This is a genomic window from Achromobacter semiaridum (genome assembly GCF_053543755.1).
The window spans coordinates 14,991-37,433 of the sequence record NZ_JBLVOL010000045.1; the positions used below are offsets into that span (position 1 = coordinate 14,991).

At 65.2% G+C, this 22,443-nt stretch carries 18 protein-coding genes; 10 read left to right on the forward strand and 8 right to left on the reverse strand.

Annotated features, from left to right (window positions below; genetic code table 11):
• The first annotated feature begins 290 nt into the window (after positions 1–290).
• Both fmdA and ACNPP0_RS13340 read left to right on the forward strand, forming a co-directional pair.
• The gene (gene fmdA, locus ACNPP0_RS13335; protein WP_448706144.1) at positions 291–1,520 is read left to right on the forward strand and encodes a formamidase; all 1,230 of its coding nucleotides are present in this window, start codon (positions 291–293) and stop codon (positions 1,518–1,520) included.
• A gap of 10 nt (positions 1,521–1,530) precedes the next feature.
• Positions 1,531–1,863 carry an FmdB family zinc ribbon protein gene (locus tag ACNPP0_RS13340; RefSeq protein WP_448706145.1) on the forward strand — a complete coding sequence of 111 codons (333 nt, stop codon included), beginning with the start codon at positions 1,531–1,533 and terminating at the stop codon, positions 1,861–1,863.
• A gap of 14 nt (positions 1,864–1,877) precedes the next feature.
• Here ACNPP0_RS13340 and ACNPP0_RS13345 read toward each other — a convergent pair whose 3' ends face one another.
• Entirely contained in the window at positions 1,878–2,381 is a 504-nt protein-coding gene (locus ACNPP0_RS13345; RefSeq protein WP_442880223.1) for a MarR family winged helix-turn-helix transcriptional regulator, read from the reverse strand.
• 133 nt (positions 2,382–2,514) lie between these two features.
• On the opposite strand from ACNPP0_RS13345, the gene badH reads away from it, so the two are divergent.
• The 4 genes from badH to aliA are packed head-to-tail and all read left to right on the forward strand — an operon-like array spanning position 2,515 to position 7,011.
• A complete protein-coding gene (gene badH / locus ACNPP0_RS13350; protein ID WP_448706147.1) occupies positions 2,515–3,282 on the forward strand; it encodes a 2-hydroxycyclohexanecarboxyl-CoA dehydrogenase in 768 nt (255 codons plus the stop codon).
• Between the two features lie 42 nt (positions 3,283–3,324).
• Complete coding sequence (gene badI / locus ACNPP0_RS13355; RefSeq protein ID WP_448706148.1) at positions 3,325–4,107, forward strand: 2-ketocyclohexanecarboxyl-CoA hydrolase; 783 nt, start codon at positions 3,325–3,327, stop codon at positions 4,105–4,107.
• 42 nt (positions 4,108–4,149) lie between these two features.
• The gene (gene aliB / locus ACNPP0_RS13360) at positions 4,150–5,301 is read left to right on the forward strand and encodes a cyclohexanecarboxyl-CoA dehydrogenase (RefSeq protein WP_332608770.1); all 1,152 of its coding nucleotides are present in this window, start codon (positions 4,150–4,152) and stop codon (positions 5,299–5,301) included.
• Positions 5,302–5,343: 42 nt separating this feature from the next.
• Entirely contained in the window at positions 5,344–7,011 is a 1,668-nt protein-coding gene (aliA, locus tag ACNPP0_RS13365) for a cyclohexanecarboxylate-CoA ligase (RefSeq protein ID WP_448706149.1), read from the forward strand.
• 65 nt (positions 7,012–7,076) lie between these two features.
• On the opposite strand, the gene ACNPP0_RS13370 is transcribed toward aliA, so the two are convergent.
• Together ACNPP0_RS13370 and ACNPP0_RS13375 are read right to left on the reverse strand one after the other, a co-directional pair.
• Positions 7,077–7,823 carry an ABC transporter substrate-binding protein gene (locus ACNPP0_RS13370; RefSeq protein WP_332608768.1) on the reverse strand — a complete coding sequence of 249 codons (747 nt, stop codon included), beginning with the start codon at positions 7,821–7,823 and terminating at the stop codon, positions 7,077–7,079.
• Between the two features lie 120 nt (positions 7,824–7,943).
• Positions 7,944–8,369: a copper resistance protein NlpE gene (locus ACNPP0_RS13375; RefSeq protein WP_332608767.1), complete on the reverse strand. Its 426-nt coding sequence runs from the start codon at positions 8,367–8,369 to the stop codon at positions 7,944–7,946.
• 216 nt (positions 8,370–8,585) lie between these two features.
• On the opposite strand from ACNPP0_RS13375, the gene ACNPP0_RS13380 reads away from it, so the two are divergent.
• A complete protein-coding gene (locus ACNPP0_RS13380; protein WP_332608766.1) occupies positions 8,586–8,822 on the forward strand; it encodes a DUF3820 family protein in 237 nt (78 codons plus the stop codon).
• Between the two features lie 273 nt (positions 8,823–9,095).
• Complete coding sequence (locus ACNPP0_RS13385; RefSeq protein WP_448706150.1) at positions 9,096–9,446, forward strand: hypothetical protein; 351 nt, start codon at positions 9,096–9,098, stop codon at positions 9,444–9,446.
• Positions 9,447–9,572: 126 nt separating this feature from the next.
• Here ACNPP0_RS13385 and tssM read toward each other — a convergent pair whose 3' ends face one another.
• Genes tssM through tssH form a run of 5 tightly spaced genes read right to left on the reverse strand, consistent with a single transcriptional unit; the run spans position 9,573 to position 20,002 of the window.
• Positions 9,573–13,475 (reverse strand): type VI secretion system membrane subunit TssM, encoded by a 3,903-nt coding sequence (gene tssM, locus ACNPP0_RS13390; RefSeq protein ID WP_448706151.1) that lies wholly within the window; start codon positions 13,473–13,475, stop codon positions 9,573–9,575.
• Positions 13,472–15,040, reverse strand: a complete 1,569-nt coding sequence (gene tssA, locus ACNPP0_RS13395; protein ID WP_448706152.1) for a type VI secretion system protein TssA — start codon at positions 15,038–15,040, stop codon at positions 13,472–13,474. The genes tssM and tssA overlap by 4 nt, the downstream gene beginning before the upstream one ends.
• A complete protein-coding gene (locus ACNPP0_RS13400; protein ID WP_448706153.1) occupies positions 15,037–15,777 on the reverse strand; it encodes a type VI secretion system-associated protein TagO in 741 nt (246 codons plus the stop codon). Before ACNPP0_RS13400 ends, tssA begins: the two co-directional genes overlap by 4 nt.
• A complete protein-coding gene (locus ACNPP0_RS13405; RefSeq protein ID WP_448706154.1) occupies positions 15,774–17,342 on the reverse strand; it encodes a sigma 54-interacting transcriptional regulator in 1,569 nt (522 codons plus the stop codon). The genes ACNPP0_RS13400 and ACNPP0_RS13405 overlap by 4 nt, the downstream gene beginning before the upstream one ends.
• 8 nt (positions 17,343–17,350) lie before the next feature.
• Positions 17,351–20,002 (reverse strand): type VI secretion system ATPase TssH, encoded by a 2,652-nt coding sequence (gene tssH / locus ACNPP0_RS13410; protein WP_448706155.1) that lies wholly within the window; start codon positions 20,000–20,002, stop codon positions 17,351–17,353.
• A 247-nt stretch (positions 20,003–20,249) separates the two neighbouring features.
• On the opposite strand from tssH, the gene tssB reads away from it, so the two are divergent.
• Both tssB and tssC read left to right on the forward strand, forming a co-directional pair.
• The gene (tssB, locus tag ACNPP0_RS13415; RefSeq protein ID WP_332608759.1) at positions 20,250–20,759 is read left to right on the forward strand and encodes a type VI secretion system contractile sheath small subunit; all 510 of its coding nucleotides are present in this window, start codon (positions 20,250–20,252) and stop codon (positions 20,757–20,759) included.
• Positions 20,760–20,800: 41 nt separating this feature from the next.
• Entirely contained in the window at positions 20,801–22,279 is a 1,479-nt protein-coding gene (gene tssC / locus ACNPP0_RS13420; RefSeq protein ID WP_448706156.1) for a type VI secretion system contractile sheath large subunit, read from the forward strand.
• The last annotated feature ends 164 nt before the right edge of the window (positions 22,280–22,443 follow it).

Below are 22,443 nucleotides of genomic sequence, written 5' to 3' on the forward strand. Positions count from 1 at the left end.
TCATGATCAAAAACACGGCCAGGGGCCGGCGGTGGTTTGCTGCCATGCGAAAAGCCTTCGTGTGACGTGGTGTGCATCATAACTGGTGCGAAAAAAGCCCTGCGGCATGGTGCGCCGCACGCCTGCCACTGCATGGAAAACCAGTATGGTGAATCGGCCGAACGCGTCTACCATCAATCACCGCATCACTGACCGTTCATGTTTTCAAAATGACCCGACCCGCAACGGGATCGGGCGCCTTCTTGGCTGCTGTTCTGTTTTATCAACACGTACGTTGGAGATGAAAGAGAATGACGACACCCCTCATCACGGTCGACCTGGACCAGTCCCCTTACGAAAACAAGCAGATCCATAACCGGTGGCACCCCGATATCCCCATGGCTGTCTGGGTCAAGCCGGGCGATGACTTCGTGCTGGAAACCTATGACTGGACTGGCGGAGCCATCAAGAACGATGACAGCGCCGACGACGTGCGCGATGTGGACCTGTCCACCGTGCACTTTCTGTCGGGGCCAGTGGGCGTCGAAGGCGCGCAGCCCGGTGACCTGCTGGTGGTTGACCTGCTGGATATCGGCGCCAAGCCCGACAGTCTGTGGGGGTTCAACGGTTTTTTCAGTCGCAATAACGGCGGCGGTTTCCTGACCGAGCATTTCCCGCACGCGCAAAAATCCATCTGGGATTTTCACGGCATGTTCACGTCGTCGCGCCATATTCCCGGCGTGAATTTCGCCGGGCTGATCCATCCCGGACTGATCGGTTGCCTGCCCGACAAGAAGCTGCTGCAAACGTGGAACCGGCGCGAACAGGCGCTGATCGACACCAACCCCAACCGCGTACCGCCGCTGGCCAATCCGCCCGCGCCCAAGACGGCCCACATGGGCGCCTTGCAAGGAGCCGACCGGGAGCGCGCGGCAGCCGAAGGCGCACGCACGGTGCCGCCTCGCGAGCACGGCGGCAACTGCGACATCAAGGATCTGTCGCGCGGCGCGCGCGTGTTCTTTCCGGTGTACGTTGACGGCGGCGGCTTGTCGGTCGGCGATCTGCATTTTTCGCAAGGCGATGGCGAAATTACGTTTTGCGGCGCAATCGAAATGGCGGGCTGGGTGCACATGCGCGTGTCGCTCATCAAGGGCGGCATGGAAAAGTACGCCATCAAGAATCCCATCTTCAAGCCCAGCCCCATCACGCCCGCGTACAAGGACTACCTGATCTTCGAAGGCATCTCGGTGGACGAAGAGGGCAAGCAGCACTACCTGGACGTAAACGTGGCGTATCGGCAGGCGTGCCTGAACGCCATCGAATACCTGAAGAAATTTGGCTATTCCGGCGCCCAGGCCTATTCGATTCTGGGCTGCGCGCCCGTGCAAGGCCACATCAGCGGCGTGGTCGACATCCCCAATTCCTGCGCCACGCTGTGGCTGCCCACCGAGATCTTTGACTTCGATATCCAGCCGTCGGCATCCGGGCCGATCAAACATATAAATGGCGGGGTGGACATGCCGCTGTCACGCGATCGCTAGGAGAACCGCCATGCCCATGTATGACTATTCCTGCGGCGGATGCGGCGACTTTGCCGCGTTGCGGCCGCTGGCGCAATGGCGCGAACCGGCCGCCTGCCCGCAGTGCGGCACCTTGTCCGCGCGCATCATCGGCGGCGCGCCGGCCATCTCGGCCTTGTCGTCAGCCGTGAACCGGGCGCGCGCGGTCAATGAACGCAGCGCCAACGAGCCGCGCAGCTCGCGCGCGGGCCATGGCATGAACTGCGGCTGTTGCTCGGGCGGACGCGCGTCCGGCAAGACGCGCACCAGCGCCGACGGGGCAAAATCATTCGCGGGCGCCAGGCCCTGGATGATCAGCCACTAGCCTACCGGGCGAGGTCAGGGCGCGTCGTCCTGCGGCGCGTCCTTGTCCATGCCCTGCATGTTTTCCAGCAGCTTCAGCAGATAGTGCAGGGTGTGGCTCAGATCGCCGACCGAAAAGTCGGCCAGCGCGTCTTCGTAGTAATCATGGATGCGCGGAATGGCGTCGTGCACCCACACTTTGCGACCGGATTGCGTCATCGTGACCAAGCGCGAGCGCCGGTCGCGCCCATCCGGTGCACTTCCGATATGGCCGTCGCGCTCCATCCGGCCAAGCAAACCCGACAGGCTCTGGCGACTGACCATCAGGTAGCGCGCCAAGTCGCCCACGCTCATGCCGTCGGCCGCTTCCGGCCGCGATAACGCGCCCAATACGGCCCATTGCTGCGTGGTCAGCCCCAGATGTTCAACGGCGCGGCTGCCCGTTTTGTGCAGCATGTTGGCGCATTGGTAAAGCCGAAAAAACAAGCGATTGGCCAACTCCATTCGGGCTATTTCTGTGTTTTTGTTAGGGTTTTTCATAAGCTTGGTACCGTGTTTCGCAACTTGATGCGGCGTCGCCAAGCCTCTAATATACGTCAACATGTTTACGTATATGGGCTTGGCCTGATTCGTTGGCAAGGATACCAAGCCTGCAACCCACGCAGAGGAAATCATGCAAAGACTGGCAGGCAAGACGGCCGTGGTGACAGGCGGCGGTGGGGGTATAGGGGGCGCGACCTGCGCGCGTTTCGCCGGGGAAGGCGCCGCCGTGGCCGTGCTGGACTTGAACGAAGAGCATGCGCGGCGGGTAGCCGAAAAAATCGAAGCGGCCGGTGGGCGCGCGTTGGCCATCGCTTGTGACATTACTCAGCGCCACGAGGTGGACGCGGCCATTGCCGAAACGGAAACCGTGCTGGGCCCCATCGACATCCTGGTCAACAACGCCGGTTGGGACGTGTTCAAGCCATTCACCAAGACGGAACCCGCGCAATGGGAGCGGCTGATCGCCATCAACCTGGTGGGCGCCTTGCATCTGCACCACGCCGTGCTGCCCGGCATGGCGGCGCGCAAGGCCGGGCGCATCGTCAACATCGCGTCGGACGCGGCGCGTGTCGGCTCTTCGGGCGAAGCGGTGTACGCGGCGTGCAAGGGCGGTCTGGTGGCGTTTTCCAAGACCATCGCCCGCGAGCACGCGCGGCATGGCATCACGGTCAATGTGGTGTGCCCGGGTCCGACCGACACCGCGCTGTTCGCAGATTACAAGGAAGGCGCCGGCAATCCCGAAAAATTGCTGGAGGCCTTTACCCGCGCCATCCCCCTGGGGCGAATCGGCCAGCCGGACGACCTGCCCGGCGCGATCCTGTTCTTTGCCAGCGACGATGCCGCCTACATCACCGGGCAGGTGTTAAGCGTGTCGGGCGGTTTGACGATGAACGGCTGAAGGCCGGCGACACCGCTTTCGCATGCCCCTTAAGGACCCAGAATGAACTACGAAGATATTCTCTACGACGTGCGCGATGGCGCCGCCTGGATCACGATCAACCGGCCCGAAAAGATGAACGCGTTTCGCGGCCGCACTTGCGACGAACTCATTCACGCCATCAACCGCGCCGGCTACGCGCCCGACATCGGCGTCATCGTGCTGGCGGGCGCGGGGGACAAGGCCTTCTGCACCGGCGGCGATCAATCCGCGCATGCCGGGCAATACGACGGCCGGGGCACCATCGGCCTGCCCATGGAAGAACTGCACAGCGCCATCCGCGACGTGCCCAAGCCGGTGATCGCGCGCGTCCAGGGCTACGCCATCGGGGGCGGCAACGTGCTGTGCACCATTTGCGACTTCACCATCGCGTCCGATAAAGCCGTGTTCGGCCAGGTGGGGCCCAAGGTCGGGTCGGTGGACCCGGGGTACGGCACCGCGTACCTGGCGCGCGTCGTGGGCGAAAAGAAGGCGCGCGAGATCTGGTACCTGTGCCGCCGCTATCCGGCGGCGGAAGCCTTGGCCATGGGCCTGGTCAACGCCGTCGTACCGCACGAGCAACTGGACGACGAAGTGGCCAGCTGGTGCGCCGAGATCATGGAGAAAAGCCCCACGGCCATCGCCATCGCCAAGCGCTCGTTCAATATGGACACCGCGCACCAGGCCGGCATCGCCGGCATGGGCATGTACGCGTTGAAACTTTATTACGACACCGAGGAATCCCGCGAAGGCGTGCGCGCGTTCCAGGAAAAGCGCAAACCGGATTTCCGCCGCTACGCGAAATAACCGAGACTGCGCCGCAACGATCGGCGCGCCGGAGGAGACAACATGAATCCGTACATCGACGAAGACCTGACCGTCTTGGCCGAGCACGCGGGGCGATTTGCAGCCGGGCGCGTGGCGCCGGGCTACCTGGAGCGCGACCGGACCCGTGTGCTGGATCGCGCGCTGATGCGCGAAATGGGGCAGCTGGGATTCATCGCGCCCGAGTTGCCCGAGGACTGCGGCGGACAGGGCCTGGGTTGCATGGCGGCCGGCGTCATCCATGAGCAGATCGCTCGCGCCGACTTGAGCTTTTCCTACGTCAATCTGCTTGCCTCGTTGAATGGGCAGATCCTGGCGCAACATGGTCAACGCGAGGTCGCCGCGCCGTGGCTGAGCCGGCTGACGCAGGGCGACGCGCTGCTGTCCATTGCCTTGACCGAGCCGCGCGGCGGTTCGGACGCGGCCAACCTGCGGCTGCGGGTCGAGCGCGTGGACGGGCACTACGTGCTTAACGGTGAAAAGACCTCCATATCCGCCGCCGATCAAGCCGACGCCGCCATCGTGTTTGGCCGCAGCGGCACCGTGGAATCGGGCGCGCATGGCGTGACGGCCTTGCTGGTGCCGATGGACTTGCCCGGCATCACGCGCAACCGCTTCGACTGCCACGGGCAGCGCGCCATCGGACGGGGCTCGCTATTCTTCGAGAACGTGCGGGTGCCGGCGGATCATCGGCTGGGGCAAGAGGGCCACGGCTTTGTCCAGGTCATGCAGGGCTTTGATTATTCGCGCGCACTGATCGGGCTTCAGGTGCTGGCGGTGGCGCGCGCGGCGCTGGACGAGGCGTGGGCGTATGCGGCCCAGCGCGAGGCGTTCGGCAAGCCGTTGACCGCATTCCAGGGCGTGTCGCATCCGCTGGCCGAGGCTGAAACCCAGCTTGAGGCTGCGCGCCTGCTGTGCCTGCAGACGTTGTGGCTGAAGGACCGCAACCTGCCGCATGGCACGCAAGCCGCCATGTGCAAATGGTGGGCGCCCAAGCTGGCGTACGACGTGGTCCATCAATGCCTGCTGACGTTCGGCCATGGCGGTTACGACCACGGCTTGATGGAGCAACGGCTGCGCGATGTGCTGGGATTCCAGATCGGTGACGGCACCGCGCAAATCATGAAGATCATCATCGCTCGCGAGCGCGCGGGTCGACGCGCCGTTCCCGCTTGAGACGGCATCGCTTTCTTTGCAACCCTTCTGGGAGAGGCATCCATGGAATTTGACGCCGTATTGATCGCGCCGCGCCGGGCGTTGAGTATCGCCAGCGGTTGGTGGCCGGACGTGACCATCAACGACCTGCTGGACCAGCGCGTGGCGGCGCATCCCGACAAGATTGCATTGACGGCCGTGCAGTCCGACGCCGGCACGCAGCGCGCGTTCTCGTATCGCGAGCTGGCTGCGCTGGCGGACCGGGCGGCCGTGGGGCTGGCGCGTCTGGGCGTGGGGCGTGGCGATGTGGTGGCGTGCCAGTTACCCAACGGCTGGGAATTCGTCGTCACGTATCTGGCGTGCTCGCGCATTGGCGCGGTGATGAATCCGCTGATGCATATTTTTCGGCAACGCGAACTGTCGTTCATGCTGCGCCATGGCGAAGCCCGCGTGTTGATCGTGCCGCATCGGTTTCGGGGCTTTGACTACCCGGACATGGTGGCCGGCTTGCGGGCGGATCTGCCCGCGTTAAAGCATGTGATCGTGGCGGGTAGCGACGGGCCCCAGGGTTTCCACACGCTGCTCGTGGGCCCCGAATGGGAACGCGAGCCGGATGCGCACCGCATCCTGACCCAAACCCGCCCCGGCCCGGACGACGTCACCCAGCTGATGTACACGTCTGGCACCACGGGCGAGCCCAAGGGCGTCATGCACACCGCCAACACCTGCCTGTCCAACATCGCCGCCTACGCCGAACGGCTGCGCCTGGGGGCCGATGACGTGGTGCTGATGGGCTCGCCCATGGCGCACCAGACCGGCTTCATGTATGGCCTGATGATGCCGTTCTATCTGGGCGCCAGCGCCGTCACGCTGGATATCTGGAATGCCGAGAAGGCCGTCGCGCTGATGCGCGAAATGGGCGTCACGTTCAGCATGGCATCGACGCCGTTCCTGACGGATATCGCGCGCCAGGTGGCGCAGTCGGGCTTGACGGTGCCCACGCTGCGCGTCTTTCTTTGCGCGGGCGCGCCGATCCCCGGCCCGCTTGTCGAACAGGCGACTCGCGCGCTCGGCGCGAAAATCATCTCGGCCTGGGGGATGACGGAAAACGGCGCGGTGACGTTGACGTTGCTGGACGATGACGACACGCGCGCGTGCACCACCGACGGCAAGCCCCTGGCCGGCGTTGAAATCAAAGTAACGGACACCTCGGGCGCGACCTTGCCCGCCTGCGTTGAAGGCCAGCTTTGGCTTCGGTCATGTTCCAATTTCGGCGGCTACTTGAAGCGGCCGCGGTTGAACGCGACGGATGCCGACGGGTGGTTCGATACGGGCGACATGGCCCGCATCGACGCCGACGGCTATCTGCGCATTACGGGGCGCAGCAAGGACGTCATCATCCGAGGCGGCGAGAACATCCCGGTGGTTGAGATCGAGTCGCTGCTGTATCGGCATCCCGCCGTGGAAATGGCCGCCATCGCGGCGTATCCCGATGCCCGCCTGGGTGAACGCGCGTGCGCGGTGGTAACGCTAAAGCCCGGGCAGGCGTTGACCTTGCCGGACCTGGTGCAGTTTCTGACGGGCTTCGGCGTGACCAGGCAATACATACCCGAGCGGCTTGAGGTGCTGGATCAACTGCCCGCCACGCCCACGGGCAAGGTCCAGAAATTCAAGCTGCGCGAGATGCTGCGTGCAAACCCGGGCGAGGGGCAGGACGGGACGCCGGGGTAGGCGGACGTCGGATATCAGGTCTGATATCACATGGGGGCGGGGCGTACTGGCCGAAACAACCCGGCTCAGGCTGGCGCGGCTTCCAGCGGCGCCACCGCCGCGCCCTGGATCTTGTGGCGCGCCAGCGCGTCGGCCACAAACCCGGCCTTCTTCATCGCTTCCACGTAGGCCGCCAGATAAGCACTGGCCTTGTCGCCCCGGCTTTTGGGCACGCCCATGGCTTGGCGGATCAACATGAAATGGCCGTCCAGCAGCCGCAGGCCACCCAGGCGCGCGGCGTCGGCTTGCAACTGCTGCTTGACGCCTGCGGCCACTTCCAGGTTTTCCTTCATGAAGGTATCGACGACGGCGGGCGAGGTCGGCGCGCGGAAGATCTCGGCGTGCTTCAGTTCGCGCGTCAGGTACAGGTCGTAGGCGCTGCCTTTGCCCACCACCACGCGCACGCCCTGGCTGTCGACCTGGTCCATCGCGGTAACCGGCGAATCGTCGCGCACCAGGTAGGCGCCTTCGATCACGACGTAGGGGGCGGTAAAGGCGATTTGCGCGCCGCGCAACGGGTCGATGGCGAAAAATCCCACGTCCGCCTGTTCAGCCGCCACGGCGTTGACCGATTCGCCGGCCGATTTGAACACCACCAAATCCAGCTTGACGTCCAGGCGCCGCGCCAGTTCCGTGGCCAGGTCCACCGACACGCCAACCGGCTGGCCGGTGGCCGGGTCGGTGTTGGCCAGTATGGGATTGCCCAGGTTGATGGACGCGCGCAGCGTACCGGTGGGGGCGAATGCGGAAAGCAGCTCGTGGTCGGTCTTCATGGCTTCCTTGATCGGTATGCGCCGCGCCGTCAGGGTGCGGCGGTTCGCCCTCAAGAATAGCTGGATCGGCGGCGCCTGTGCGCGGCCGGGTCGGCGCCGGCATGAAGCCCGAGCCGCGCTTTATTGTGCGCGGCGCAGGACGTAGTGCGGGGCCAGCGGGCCGGTGGGGCGGGTGCCGTCGCGGTACAGCATCGTCACCTGGTTCTCGGCGACGAAGTAGCGTTGGCTGTCGCCGGCGGCGTCCAGGCGGATGGTGCTACCGTCCGACTCCCAACTGAATGTGCCGGTCACGATTTCGGGTTGCGGCTCGCGATCCAGGTACTGGGTCTGGCGTTCGTAGCGGTCGCCCTTGAGCAGCGTCAAGCGCGTCTTGATGCCGGGGCAATCCGCGCAGGGCAGGGTGCCTTCGTAGCTGCCCGGCCAGTCCAGGGCATTGCGGGCGGTGTGGTTATCGGCGGGCGTATCGCGCGCGTCGTGCGACTTGAACGGCGCGCAGCCGGCAAGCAAGGCCAGGCTCAGGGTGCAGGTCAGGGTGGTCTTCATCATTGGCGAGCTCCTGTGGGTAAGTGGTTTGCCGAAAGTCTTGCTGGGAAGTGTCTGGCTTGAAGTGTCTTGCGGGAAGCGTCGTGCTGGATCCACGATACGGACAGTAACGGGAGGGTGCTGAAACGGGATGTAAAGTGCCGCAATCCGTTGCGGGAAAGGCGCATTGCAAGCCTGAACGGCTGGAGTAGACTGCCGGCATCAATCTCCTGACGCGCCATGGATCCTGAACTGCTCAACCTGCTGGTGACCCGCGATATGCCGTTTGGCAAATACAAAGGGCGACTCATCGCTGATCTGCCCGGTCCTTACCTGGCATGGTTTGCGCGCAAGGGTTTTCCGCCTGGCGAGCTTGGGCGCCTGCTGGCACTCATGCATGAGCTGGATCACAACGGCTTGTCGTCGCTGCTGGCGCCGCTGCGTCCTGCGCGGGCCGGGTCTGGGCCCAGAGCGTAGCCCTGGATGTAGCTCAGAACGTAGCCAGAACGGACCCAGAACCGAGCCCGGAGTGGCACAAGGGCCGGCCCCAGAGGTGGCCGCTGGAGGCCCACCCAATGCCCGACCGCATGGCCCGGTCGGAAACGGCGCGAAACAACTGTGGGGGCGCTTGTAGCGGTTTGGCACGACGACGGCGCGCACCGGGCGCTACGATAAGCCGGCGCGCCCCGGGCGGCCGCGCATCCGCCATCCGGTCGCCAAGGGCGCTTGCCCATTAAAGAAGAGGTCCCCATGAAGAAATTCTCCGTTCCGGCCGCCATGTTTGCCGCGCTTTGCACGTTGGGCGCCGCCAGCGTGGCGCATGCTCAGTCCATGCAAAGCCCCGCGCCCGCTTCCCAGGAAATGCAGTTTCCCAGCATGCCTTCCAAGGACGGCAGCCAGTCGCCGCCGTCAACCTTGCGCATGACCGTCACGCCCGACCCAAGCGCACCCCCGCCGGTCATGCGCGACACCGAGGAAAGCCGGGCGCAGTACGTGCGCTGCCGCGAAGTGTCCGACCGCGCGGCGGTGTCGAACGCCCAGATGCAGGCCGGCGTTGCCCAGTGCCTGAAAGAACTGGAGCAGCGCCGCCAGCAGCAGTAGGCCGCGGGCAGGGCGCGCTGGCCCCGCTCGGTTTGAACTGCCCGCTGGGAACCGCCACTGAAGCCACTGACGCCCGTCCCTGATATACCGCCTTGGCAACCGCCGCGCAGGCGTTCCCATCGTTCATCAGCGCAGCGCTGCATCATTGATGGCCAGCTTGGGCGACGCGGCGCTTGCCTTGGGTGGCGAACGCGGCGGGCCTTTGGGCGTAGTCGCTTTCGGATTGGCGCCGGGCGTGAAAACGGGTGCGGGCGGCGCCGGCGCCGATTTAGATGCCTCGGCCAACAGGGTTTGCGGCAAGACAAACCCATCAAAACTCGCCTGCGTGAACGGGTTGTTCGACTTCTCGGCCGTGATGCGATAGCGCATGGCGCCGTCGTTGGCCGAAAAGCTCAGGTCCACGCTATTGGCCGTTGCGCTGTCCAGGCGCGCCTGGCTCAACAGGCGGAACATCGACCACGACCCGCGATACACCAGCCCGCTGCTGGTGCCCGCCGCGCTGACCAGCGTGATGCGGCTTTCAGTGGAATCGCCCAGATTGTTTGGCCAGATCAGGCCGACGCTATTGCTCGGGCCGTGGCTGTAGGCAATCAGCTGCCCTTCGACGCTTAGCACGCTGCTGCGGCGGCTGGACGTCAGCCCCAGCGGCTCGATGCTGAACTGCACGCCCAGCGCTCCACGGCTGTTGAAGAAGGCGTCGCGGATTCGGTCGGCCGCCTCAAGCTGCTCCAGCACGTCCATGCGCACCAGGTAGCCGCCACGGCGTTCCGAATACAAGGCTTCAAGGTTGTCATCAAAGAACAGTTTCAGGTATTGCTCCTTGAACTGCGCCAGCCTGCCTAGCGGGCCGAACAGCGCCGTGAAGTCCTCAAGCGAGGCATCCACGCGGCTGTTCGGGTTGAACGGGTAGCGCCCGGCCAGCCGTTCCTGGTAGTAGCGGTAGACGTCGGTCTCCCAGCGCCGTTCCAGTTCCTTCAGCGCCTCGATCAGCAACACCTGCGAGGATTCGTCGGCCAGTTTTTTCACCTGCCGGTTCAGCGGTTCGGGCAGGCCCACCGCCACGCGTTGCAGGTTGCCGATGGGGTCGGCGCCCTTGAGCGCAAAACGGTCCAGCACGACGGCCAGCGCCGCCTTGCCGGGTTCTGGGCTGTCATGCACGCTTTTCAGGGTGTCGTGGACGCGGCCGATGGCGCCCATGCTTTCATCCAGGTAGGAAGGCTTGTCGCCCTTGGACAGCAGCAGTTCGGACAGGGGCGCAAACGGCCGCGCTATGACCGCCACCTGCGGAACGTTCGCGCCCGTGATGGCGTTGGCGGTTACCGGCTCGACCTTGTCAGAAGGCTGGCCGGGCGTGGCGACGCCGGGCGAGGGCGGGCTCAACACCGTGTTGTCGCGCACCGTTTCGACCAGGCGGCGCAGCGGCGCAGCCGGGCTGGTGACGTTGCCCAGCACCGTTACCGCCTGGCCCAGGTCGTTGAAATCCACGACTTCAAGCTGGTTCAGGTTGCGTTGCCAGGTGTCGATGTAGTCGCTGCTGTACAGCGCGCGCACGCGTTCGGCCAGCACCTGCTTATCGGCCTCTGAATAGTCGATGCGTTGGCGTTCGCCCAGGGTCCAGCGGTCGATCATGGCCAGGTCGGTAAAGTCCTTGCCGTGCGCAGCAAAGTAGCCGTGATAACCCGCCGCCGTCAGCAGCGGATCGATGCGGGTGGTGGCGCCCGCGGTGCTGCCCGGCGCGGCGGGATCTTTGTAGAGGATGTCGAAGGCGGGGCCGACTTCATGGCGCAGGTCCAGAGGCGAATGCAGGAGCTTGCCGGCTTGTTCGCGCATCGTCATGTAGACGCGCTGCGGCATGGGCAACTGCCGCAGGCGCTGCTGGACGTCGGCGATGCGTGCCTGGTTTTGTGGCAGATCGGCGTCGGCATATTTCATGGCGTAGTCCAGGTGTCGCATCAGGCCGTTCTGCACCGAGCCCTGGCCCGGGTAGGCCGCCTGCCATTGCTGCGTCATCCAATCTTCGACGATGGGCGCGCGGCGGTTGTCGCGGTCTTCGATCATGCGATAGACGCGCAGCGCGGCCAGTTGCTGGTTGCTGCCCGACGGCGCGCTGTTAATGGCGTGCATGACACCGCCGGCCAACTCGGGCAGGAAACGCTTTGACAGCAGTTGCAAATAAGCCTCGTCGACCTTAGGCCCGATCTTGCGGCCCTGGTACAGACCCAGCTCGGACACCACCGGCCAGGCACCGCGGTAATCGCCCACGACCGCGACGGCGCTGCGGATCTGGTCCAGCGGCTGCAACAGGTTGCGCCCCGTGGGGTCGCTGCTGCCGTCGATCTTGTGCACGCTGAATTCCCGGCTTTTTTCCAGTACGGACATCGCCATCTGGCGGTTGACTCCGTGGTAGTGGTACCAGCCGCCGGCCATCAGCAGGCAGCCCAGCCCGGCCACGCCAAACCCCACCAGCAGGGTGCGGCGCTTGTCGGCCATGACCTTCAGGTTGTCGCCGGCCAGCCCGGCTTCGGGGTAGATGATTCGCTGGAACACCTGCTGCGCAAAATACACCACCGAGCGCCCGCTGGGCTTGGCATGCACGGCCGCCTCTTCAAGGCCATACGATTGCGACGCGGCATTGATGAACGCGTCGCACAGCAGCCCTTGTTGATAGACGGATGAAAAGTACACGCCGCGCGGCAAGGCGGGCGTGATGTATCGATCACTGCCCAGCACGTCTTCCAAAAAGCCCAGCAGCACCGGCCGCATGCCGGCCAATTGCCGCACCAGTGAAAACAGCGCCTCGCGCGCTTCCATCGTGGCGGCCTGGCCCAGCGCGTCGAATATCTGTTCGTTCAAGCGTTGGATGAAGCCGTCATAGCGGCCGGCCAGCTCATCCAGCCACGCGTCGTAGTCGTGCACCGAGTCCAGCGTGAAGGTGAAGCCGAAGATGTCCTCGCGCACGGCGCGCGGCAAGCGGGCAAAGAAGGGTTCAAAACCATTGAGCAGGTCGAACTTGCTCAAGACGACATACAGCGGCGGGCGCGTGCCCAGGTGGCGGCTCAGTTCGGCCAGGCGCGTGCGCAGCAGAATCGCCAACGCCTTGCGGTCGCTGGCCTTTTGATTCAGCAGCGTCACCAGGTCAACCATCAACACCACGCCGTTCAGCGGACGCCGGCTGCGGTTGCGGCCCAGCCAGTCCAACAGCCCGGCCCACAGACGGGCGTGCGCGCCGGGCGGCAACAAGACCTGCCCCGGGGAACGCGAAGAGGGGACAGCCTGTGGGGGGGATGGTGGGGTGGACCGTGTGCCGGCAAGGGCGGGACTGTCGCCCAGGGGCGCGGCTTGCGCGGCGGCCTGAGCAGCGGCCGTGGCCCCGTCGCCAGCCGCGCCGGCATCGGCTACCCGGTCCACGAGTTCCGGCGCCGGCGCGGCCTCTGTCTGGCTGACAAGTTCGCCGGGTGGGTCGATCAGCACCGCCTCATCGCCCATCCACCAATCGATTTCGTACGCCAGGTCCGGGTCCGCATACGCGCGGCGCACGCCGGCCTTGACCTCGTTGCTTAGTGAAAAGCTCTGGCTGGATCGGTTGATGAAGCTGGTCTTGCCGGAGTTTTCCTGACCCAGCACCAGATACCACGGCAGCTCGTAGATCGCGTTGCGGCCCTTCAGGTTGGCACGCAGCACGTCAAGGCTTTGATCCAGCGCGCGCTCTTGCGCCTGGACGAAGCGCAGCGCCGGGTCGTCCTCGCGCCGCGCCAAAGCGCCGCGCTCGGCCTCTAGCCGGCGATTGCGTCGGCGCAACGCCCACAGCCATCCCAGCGCGGGCGCCATCAGGATCAGCAGCGTGCAAAGGATGCGCAGCGTCAAGTCAGCCAATGGCTGCTGGCCACGCCAGGTCCAGAACGGGCCCAGCCACCACAGGCCGATCAGCAGGAAAGCGATGGCGATCAGCACCAGGATCGGCATGGCGCTTTTGAATTGACTGGCGACCGGCACGCCGTAGCGCTTGATCATCGACCACACATTCTTCATCGCAGGACTCCTTGGCTCTTGCTGTCCGCGTCGTTGGCGGGGCGCGCGGGCAGATATGGGTTCAATTGTTCGGCCAGCTCGGGCTCCCATTCGTGGGCGGGCATCGCGCGCAGCGTGACGGCCACATTCGTGTAGAGGTTCTGAGCCAGCCATGACAGGCCGCGAGCGGCAAGCAGGTCCGCCGCGATGACGGTGGCGTACGCGCGCTGGCGTGGCGATTCCGAATTGCCCTGTAGTTCTTGCAGCCGATGCAGCACGGTTTCGACCCCGTCGCTGTCCAACTGCGCAATCAGTTCTTCGCGCAGGGCGGAAAATTCCGGGTGAGGGCCGACGCTGCCGTCGTGGCCATCCGCGCCGCTGATCCAGGCCAGTGTTTCGCTATCCACAAAGGCGCGGCCGTCGCTGAAGCTCAAGTCCACCAAGGCGGGAATGCGGCGCACGAAGCGTTCCGTGGCAAGCCGGATTGCGGCGGCGGCATCCTTCATTTCAAGGCGCGCGGCGATACCGGCCGCCAGAAAGCTGCCGCGTATCCAGTAGGGCGACGCGACGACGCTTTTTTCCACGCGTTGCAGCAGCGCCGGGTTGACGGCGTTGCCGGCCAGGGCTTCGCCGTAGCCGTCCACGATGTCGGTGGGCACCGCCATCAATTCCGTCCGCATGCCCTGACGCGTGTTGGGCGCGGCGTGCAGATGCGCCCACAGCGCAAAGCGGCGCAGCTGGTAACCAGTGGGGTCGTAGGCGTCCTGCTGGTTGATGAATTCGGCCACGCTCAACAGGGAACGGCGGTTCTCGCGCTCGTCGCCGGCGCTGAGCCAGGCAGTGGGCGCGGCGCCGGAGAACGTGCCGGAAGATCCCCCGGCGGACCCACCGCCAAACCCGCCACCAGAACCGCCACCAGAACCGCCACCAGAACCGCCGGGTCCGCCGAAGAAGCTCTCGCTGATGGCCTGACCGCCTTGTTGGCCGGCGCCTCTTTTGGGGGAGGCGGATGTGGCTGCGTCGGGATACCGGGCCTGTTCGACGCGGCGGGAAAAATGCGCTTCCAACCGGGTCAGCACCGCCTGGTCCAGCTTGGCCTCGGGCGCACTGGCCTGAAGCCGGTCCAGCGCCTGCTGCGCGCGGGCCTGATCCGCCGGGTTGAAACCCGCCGCCGGCAACGTTTCCAGCGCGTCGCGCAGGCGGTCGGCCAGTAGCGACACCAGACGGCGCTTGCCCAGATAGCCGGTGGGTCCGGGCTTGGGGTGCCCGGTTTCCCAGTAGTGCTGGACCATGCCCGCCAGCACATCGGCCGCCTCGGCCCAGCGGCGCCACGAGCCCGCCTTGATGCGCGCCGAAATCAAATGACCCGCGACGCGAAAGTGCTTGCACTGTGATGCCAGGTACTGGCGGGCGGCCTCGTCTACGTACAGCCAGTCCAGCCGCGCCTCTTGCAGACCGCCCAGCTTGATCATCTCGTGGTCGATCCCCTGGAAGGTTTCGTCTTCTTCGTCGAAGTGGCCGGCGGGCTGGCGCGCATCCAGCGGCGCCAGCAAGGCATCCATGTCAAGAGCGGCGTAGTGCGTCACCAGTGACAGGCCTCGCGCTGGCGCGACAACAGGGCTTGCAGACCCGTGGCGTCAAACGTCAGGCCGTTGACGGGCGCATAGTCGCTTTCCACGCGCAGCCGCGCGCCCGCGACGAAAGGCCGCAGCTGCTCGATGGCAACCAGCCCCCGGCCGGCGTCCGCCACGTTGCCTTCGTCCAGCACGCGCCACGGCCGCGCGGGCGACAGCGGGCGATCGTCCATATACAGCCGCACCGACATCTGATGCCGTTCGAAGGGCCGGTCGGCCAATAGCTGTAGCCGCGAGATATTGGACAGGCAGGTGATGGCCAGATAGATGGGTGGGCGCATGTTCAACGCGGGCGCGGAAATCACCACGCGCTGCTGGCCGGCGGGCGGCTCGTTCGAGTCGCTTATCAAAAACGACCTGTCGCCCTCGGGGCGCGTCGATTCGTTCTGCCTGACGATGTCGTACGCCCGGGCGGATGGCGGCAGCAGCGCGGCCGACGCGTCGGGGGCGGGGGTGGGCTCGGCGGTCCACGGGTTGCCTGCGGCTGGGTCCAGCGCAACCGTGTGCCGATGGTCGCTCAGCGGCGTGGAGAGCGCGGGCGGCGTGCCCGCCGCCGCATCAAAGCAGGCCAGCCGTTCAACGCCGGACACGATCTGCGTGCAGTCGCGCGCGGGCGCGTCAAGGTCGTTGGCCGCCTGGCCCGCAGGCGCGGCCAGCATCAGCACAACCAAGCTAGGGGCAAGTTTCATGAGGTGTGGTCCTCCCGATCCAGATTCCACGCCTGACAGCGGCGCGCCAGCGTACGTTTGGGGATGCCGAGGCTTTGGGCAGCCCGGCTACGAGATCCATTGACTTGCCGCAGGCGCGCACGGATGACCAGGCTTTGAAAGGCGTCCAGCGCCTGCGGCAGGTTGTCGGTGTGCAGCAGGCCATGCAGCAGATCCGTGCCAGCGGTGTGGCCCGGCAACGGCGGCACGTCGCCTTGCGACAGTTCAAGCGTGTCGGCGCGGATGGCATGTCCCGGCGCCGTTCTTTCGGAGGCCACCAGGATCAGGCTGCGAAGCTGGCGCACGTTGCCGGGCAGGGCATGCGCCGCCAGCACCGCCAGCGCGTCGGGCGCGATACCGGTCACGCGAGTCTGGCGCTCGCGATTGTGTTGCAGCACGGTGTGGTGGGCCAATGCAGGGATATCTTCCGGCCGCTCGCGCAGCGGCGGCAGCGCCAGCGTCAGCTGCCGGATGCGAAAGTACAGGTCTTCGCGAAAACGGCCATCGCGGATCAACTGCGGCAATGGCCGGTGGGTGGCGCAGATCAAGCGGAAGTCCGAGCCGTGCTCGCGCGTGGCGCCCAGCGGCCGGAACTTCTTTTCATTCAGCAGGCGCAGCAGCGTGCCCTGCAACGCCATGGGCATGTCGCCGATTTCATCCAGGAAAAGCGTGCCGCCGTCGGCTTCGGCAACCAGGCCGGTACGCGCCTGCACGGCGCCGGTATACGCGCCGCGCACGTTGCCGAACAGCTCGGCTTCGATCAGGTCTTGGGGAATGGCCGCGCAGTTGACGGGCACGATCTTGCCGTTGCGCGACGAGGCCTGGTGTATCAACCAGGCGGCGTGGTCCTTGCCTGTGCCGGTTTCGCCGGTAAGCAGCACAGCTAGCGCCGAATCCGCGAAGCGCAGCATCGCTTCCCGCGCCGCTTTTGCCGCCGCGCTGATGCCGATGAATTCGGCCGCCAGCAAGCGGGCGGCGCGCTGCTTGCCTGCGTCGGCCGCCGGGGTCTGGCGCAGCGCCCGTTGGTAGCGCGCGTCGTCGGCGGCATGCGCCTGGGCGTGCAGCCGCATGAACAGCGCCTCGTGCGTTGCCTGCAGGGCGCGCCAGACGGGGTGGTCGCGCCACGTGGACAAGGTCAGCGAGGGCCCCGCCAGAATCAGCACGGCCAACGATTGCCGGCGCGCATCGTGCAGGGGCACGGCCAGCAAGCCGTGCCCCGCGCCCAGGCGTTCACGCAATCGTTCAAAGCCCGCGCCCACGCCCACCAGGGCGGACATCCGCTCTACCAGGCAGGGCTTGCCGCTGGTCATTGCGTAGACCAAGGGGTCATCCAGCGCGTCCATGCTGATGTCGTGCAGGTCGGCGCCGGGACACCCGGCCGACGCCAACGGCACCAGCGTGTCGCCCGTGGCGTTGCGGGCGTACAGGCAGGCGGCCGAGACGGCGGGCGCTGCCGCGCAGGCGGCGACGAACACTTGCGCCAGCGCGTCGGGCCGGCTGGCGCTTGCCATGTCGCGGGCTACGTTGGCCACGCTTTGCGCGTCCATGTCGGGCCTCAATGCAACTGGGCGGTGAATGCGCCCTCGGCCCAATGCAGATGCGCGCCGCCAATGGCCTCGCCGGTAGCCAGCCGCCGCAGCACGGCTAATGACAGCGGCGGCAGCAGTTCGCCGTCGATGCCGGCGTCGAGCAGGCGCGCGCCGTTTTCGTGGCGGATGCAGCGTCCGCGCAGTTCGTTACGGGCGCTGTCCGTAATGTGCAGGGTGGCATCGTAGCGGGTGGAAAACTGAACGCGCAGACGCTCAAGCCGGCTGTGGATGATCTGGTCCAGCACGTCTTCGCCCAGGTACTGGTAGGGAACCAGCTGCATCCGCGCAAGCAGAGCGGGCTTGAAGAAGGCGCCCAAGCGGGCGCGCAACGCGTCTTCGGACAGGTCGGCAAGCTGCCCGTCCTGTTGGTCGAAGCCCAGGTTCGAAGTCAGGAAGAACAACACGTTCTTGCAGTCGATCTGGCGGCCTTCGCCGTCGGCAAGCTCGCCTTTGTCGAAGGCCTGGTAGAACAGGCTCATGACTTCCGGGTGGGCTTTTTCCACTTCGTCCAGCAGCACGATGGAATAGGGCTGGCGTCGGATCGCTTCGGTCAACACGCCGCCTTCGCCATACCCGACATAGCCGGGCGGCGCGCCCAGCAGCCGCGACACGGTGTGCCGTTCCTGGAATTCCGACATATTGATTGTCGTCAGGAACTGCCTGCCGCCAAAGAGCGCGTCGGCCAGCGCCAGCGCGGTTTCGGTCTTGCCCACCCCGCTGGGGCCGGCCAGCAGGAACGCGCCCAACGGCGTGCCGGGCCGGCGCAGGTCGGCCATGGCGGTCAAGAGGTGTTTGTGTATGCGGTCGATGGCCGCGTCCTGGCCCTTGATGCGTTCGCGCAGCGCGTCGGGTAATTGCGTCAGCCGTTCCATCTGGCCGCGGCTGATGGTGGTGGCGGGTATGCCGGTCCAGTCGGCGATCACTTGTGCGATCTGTTCGTGGCCGACGTCGGCGTGCAGCAGCGCGCCGCCCCGTTGCAGGTCGTGGAGTTCGGCAACGGTGGTGGCCAGCACGTCGGCAGTATGCGCCGCACCACTGTGCGCGAGGCGGTCATTCACAACCGCGCCATCCGCGACCTGTTCATCCACGACCTGTTCATCCGCGACCTGTTCATCCGACGGCAGCGCGGCGCGCAAGCCCAGAATCTTATCCACCAGCGCCTTTTGGCGTTCCCATGCCTGTTGCAGCGCCAGCATGCGGTCGGCCACGCCCGCGCCGTCCGCCTCGAGCTGCGCAATGCGACGCGGGTCGGGCGTTCGGCCCGCGCGCGAGTCGCGCCGCAACTGGGTCAGTTCCGCCGTGATCTGCATTTGCTCGTGTTCCAGCGCGGTCAAGCGGCGCGGAGGCTCGCCCAGCGCGGTCGCGACGCGTGCGCTGGCGGTGTCCAGTACATCGATTGCCTTGTCGGGAAGTTGCCGGCCGGACAGGTACCGCGCAGAGAGGCTGACGGCGGCGCGCAAGGCGTCATCGCCGATGTAGACGCGATGCGCCTGTTCGTAGGTGGCCCGCAAGCCGCGAAGTATGTGCACCGCTTGTTCCTGGGTGGGTTCGTCCAGCTTCACCAGTTGAAAGCGGCGCGTCAGCGCGGGGTCTTTTTCAAAGTACTTTTTGTATTCCGACCACGTGGTGGCTGCAATGGTGCGTAGCTCACCGCGCGCCAGGGCGGGCTTGAGCAGGTTGGCGGCATCGCTGCCCCCGGCCGCGTTGCCCGCGCCGATCAGCGTATGCGCTTCGTCGATGAACAGGACGATGCGGCCCGCCGATGCCTTGACCTGATCAATGACGCTTTTCAAGCGCTTTTCGAATTCGCCCTTGACGGACGCGCCCGCCTGCAACGCGCCCAGGTCCAGGCCCCAAAGGGAAACGTGATGCAACGGTTCGGGTACACGTTGCTGCACGATGCGCAGCGCCAAGCCTTCCACGACCGCGCTTTTGCCCACGCCCGCATCGCCGACCACGATGGGGTTGTTTTTGCGGCGCCGGGAAAGGATGTCGATCATCAAGTCGATTTCGGCGTCGCGGCACAGCACCGGGTCTACCGCGCCCGCGCGGGCCTGCGCGGTGAAGTCGTGCCCGTATCTGGCCAGCGCCGTGTCGTCGCCATCGACGCGTGCAGCGGGTGCGTGCGCCGCGGGATCGGGCGATTCGGCCGACTGCGCGAACAGCGTGTTGAACGTTTTGCGCAACGCTTCGCGGTTGACGTGTTCGAACAGGGTGATGGCGGCCAACGGCAGGTAGCGCCCCGCGTTCAATAACGCGGCCAGCGCCAGGCTGCCGCCGCGCAGCTTGGTCTGTGCAAGCTCAAGCGAGGCCAACAGCCAGGCCTCTTGCAGCCATTCGATCAGCAGCGGAGAGAAGGTGGGGTATTGGCCCGGCGTGGCCTCGTGATAAGGGGTGCCGTTCGCCAGTGCCTGCCGCACGGAATCGGCGTCTAGACCCGCGTGCTGGATCAGCACGCGCATGTCGGACAGCGGCTGATCCACCAGCTTGGTCAGCACATGCGCGACGGTGATTTCGGCGCAATGCTGGCTGATGCACAGGCTGGCGGCTTCTTCGACCGCCTGGCGGCAAACGGGGTTCAAGCGATCGATGAGGGACGAGAGATCAATTCTGATCATGACTCACACACTTTCGAACAAAGAAGTAATCCGCAACGACAACATGCCGCGATTTTTATTTCCATAGGAGGAATCAGAAAGAGATAAATATCGCGGTTACTACTAAGCGAAATTGCGCGTGATTGCGAAGTTCCGGCGTTTTCTTATTCGTCCTATTGCCGCTTCGTATCCCGCGCTCTTAGCATCCCAGCACTACTTATCGCGGTAGCCCCGAGTGTTTTTTTTGTGATTCACAACAGGAGCTTTCATGTCGAAGAAATCGGTCTCCGTCGCCCCGCCGGAACGGATCAACATCAAGTACGTGCCCGCCACCGGCGACCAGCAAGCCGAAGTGGAATTGCCGCTGAAGATGTTGATCACCGGCGACTTCAAAGGCCACGGTGAAGAGACGGCGTTGGAAGAGCGGCAGGCCGTTCGCATCGATAAGGACAACTTCGACGACGTGATGGGCGAAGCCGGCCTGGCGCTGACGATGCAGGTGCCCTCGCGGCTGGGCGAACCCGGTCAGGAAGACGACACGCTGAACGTGTCGCTGAACTTCAAGCGCATGAAGGACTTTGCGCCTGACGCCATCGCCCGCCAGGTGCCGGAGCTGAACAAGCTGTTGGACCTGCGCGAAGCGCTCGTGGCGCTTAAGGGCCCGCTGGGCAACGTGCCGGCGTTTCGCAAGCAGTTGCAGACGCTATTGGCCGATGACAAGGCGCGCACGGCGCTGGCCAAGGAACTGAACCTTGTGTTGGACAAGCCGGCTGCGTAAGCCGCCATTCCTGTCGCAATGCCAAACCGCAATCAAAGGATATGAGCATGAAGGCCCAAGCCGCCGCCAAGTTGGAAGATAAGCCGTCGATCGGGTTGCTGGAGCAGATCATGGCCCAGACCCGCATCGAACCCAGTCACGAAGGCTATGCCGTGGCCGAACGCGGGGTTGCCGCGTTCATCTCGGAAATTCTACGAACGCAAGAACCGCAACAACAGGTCAACAAGCAGTTGGTCGACCAGATGATTGCGCAGATCGATCGCAAGCTCGGTCTGCAAATGGACGCCATCCTGCACCAGCCGCCGCTGCAAGAGCTGGAGTCCGCCTGGCGCGGCCTGAAGCTGCTGGTGGACCGCACCGATTTTCGCGAGAACATCAAGATCGAAGTCCTGCACGTCACCAAAGATGAAATGCTGGAAGACTTTGAAAGCGCCGGCGACATCACGCGCAGCGGCCTGTACAAGCAGGTCTACACGGCGGGCTACGGCCAGTTCGGCGGCGAGCCCGTGGCCACCATCGTCAGCAAATACACGTTCGGCCCGTCATCGCCCGACATCAAGTTGCTTGCCTATGTGGCGTCCGTGGGTGCGATGTCGCACGCCCCGTTCCTGGCCGCGGCCGGGGCAGAATTCCTGAACATCAAGAGCTTCCAGGAACTGCCCAACCTGAAGGAGGTGCGAGACATCTTCGAAGGCCCGCGCTTTACCAAGTGGCGCGGCCTGCGCGAATCCGAAGACGCGCGCTACCTGGGCCTGACGATGCCGCGCTTCCTGCTCCGGCAACCGTACGACCCGTTGGAAAATCCCGTCAACAGCTTTAACTACCGCGAAACCATCGACGGCGCCCACGAGAACTACCTGTGGGGCAACACGTCGTACCTGCTGGCCAGCCGCATCACCGACAGCTTTGCCAAGTACCGCTGGTGCCCCAACATCATCGGCCCCCTGTCGGGCGGCGCGGTGGACGACCTGCCGGTGCACCTGTACGAGTCGCTGGGTCAGTTGCAGGCGAAGATCCCGACCGAAGTGCTGATCTCGGACCGGAAGGAATTCGAGTTGGCCGAAGAGGGCTTCATCGCGCTGACGATGCGCAAGGACAGCGACAACGCCGCGTTCTTCTCCGCTAACTCTGTGCAAAAGCCCAAGCTGTTCCAGAAGACGCCGGAAGGCCAGGCCGCGCAGACCAACTTCAAGCTGGGCACGCAGCTGCCGTACATGTTCATCGTCAACCGCCTGGCTCACTACATCAAGGTGTTGCAGCGCGAGCAGATCGGCAGCTGGAAAGAACGCCAGGATCTGGAACGCGAACTGAACACGTGGCTGCGGCAGTACATCGCGGATCAGGAAAGCCCGTCATCCGATGTGCGCAGCCGCCGCCCGTTGCGTGCCGCCAAGGTCCTGGTGCAGGACATCGATGGCAATCCCGGTTGGTACCAGGTGTCGCTGGCGGTGCGCCCGCACTTCAAGTACATGGGCGCCAACTTCGAACTGTCGCTGGTTGGCAGGCTGGACAAGGAATAAGGGGCAGGCGGATGCCCAGGTCGCGGGGGCAGGGAAGTTTGTTCGAACGGCTGGTGCCGGACGCCCAGCCCCGGCGCACCCGGTCGCGGCAGGAGCTGGCGGCCGAGCGCATCCACGCCATCAAACGCCACCTGGAACGCATCCTGAACAGCCGCCGGGGCTGC

Excerpts from the sequence above, each read along its gene's own strand:
- ACNPP0_RS13405 (WP_448706154.1), bottom strand. The coding sequence starts at position 17,342 with ATGGACGCGCAAAGCGTGGCCAACGTAGCCCGCGACATGGCAAGCGCC.
- tssH (WP_448706155.1), bottom strand. The coding sequence starts at position 20,002 with ATGATCAGAATTGATCTCTCGTCCCTCATCGATCGCTTGAACCCCGTT.
- ACNPP0_RS13380 (WP_332608766.1), top strand. The coding sequence starts at position 8,586 with ATGGATCCTGAACTGCTCAACCTGCTGGTGACCCGCGATATGCCGTTT.
- ACNPP0_RS13345 (WP_442880223.1), bottom strand. The coding sequence starts at position 2,381 with ATGAAAAACCCTAACAAAAACACAGAAATAGCCCGAATGGAGTTGGCC.
- ACNPP0_RS13385 (WP_448706150.1), top strand. The coding sequence starts at position 9,096 with ATGAAGAAATTCTCCGTTCCGGCCGCCATGTTTGCCGCGCTTTGCACG.
- tssB (WP_332608759.1), top strand. The coding sequence starts at position 20,250 with ATGTCGAAGAAATCGGTCTCCGTCGCCCCGCCGGAACGGATCAACATC.
- ACNPP0_RS13340 (WP_448706145.1), top strand. The coding sequence starts at position 1,531 with ATGCCCATGTATGACTATTCCTGCGGCGGATGCGGCGACTTTGCCGCG.
- badI (WP_448706148.1), top strand. The coding sequence starts at position 3,325 with ATGAACTACGAAGATATTCTCTACGACGTGCGCGATGGCGCCGCCTGG.
- badH (WP_448706147.1), top strand. The coding sequence starts at position 2,515 with ATGCAAAGACTGGCAGGCAAGACGGCCGTGGTGACAGGCGGCGGTGGG.
- ACNPP0_RS13375 (WP_332608767.1), bottom strand. The coding sequence starts at position 8,369 with ATGATGAAGACCACCCTGACCTGCACCCTGAGCCTGGCCTTGCTTGCC.
- tssM (WP_448706151.1), bottom strand. The coding sequence starts at position 13,475 with ATGAAGAATGTGTGGTCGATGATCAAGCGCTACGGCGTGCCGGTCGCC.
- aliB (WP_332608770.1), top strand. The coding sequence starts at position 4,150 with ATGAATCCGTACATCGACGAAGACCTGACCGTCTTGGCCGAGCACGCG.
- fmdA (WP_448706144.1), top strand. The coding sequence starts at position 291 with ATGACGACACCCCTCATCACGGTCGACCTGGACCAGTCCCCTTACGAA.
- ACNPP0_RS13400 (WP_448706153.1), bottom strand. The coding sequence starts at position 15,777 with ATGAAACTTGCCCCTAGCTTGGTTGTGCTGATGCTGGCCGCGCCTGCG.
- tssC (WP_448706156.1), top strand. The coding sequence starts at position 20,801 with ATGAGCATGAAGGCCCAAGCCGCCGCCAAGTTGGAAGATAAGCCGTCG.
- aliA (WP_448706149.1), top strand. The coding sequence starts at position 5,344 with ATGGAATTTGACGCCGTATTGATCGCGCCGCGCCGGGCGTTGAGTATC.
- ACNPP0_RS13370 (WP_332608768.1), bottom strand. The coding sequence starts at position 7,823 with ATGAAGACCGACCACGAGCTGCTTTCCGCATTCGCCCCCACCGGTACG.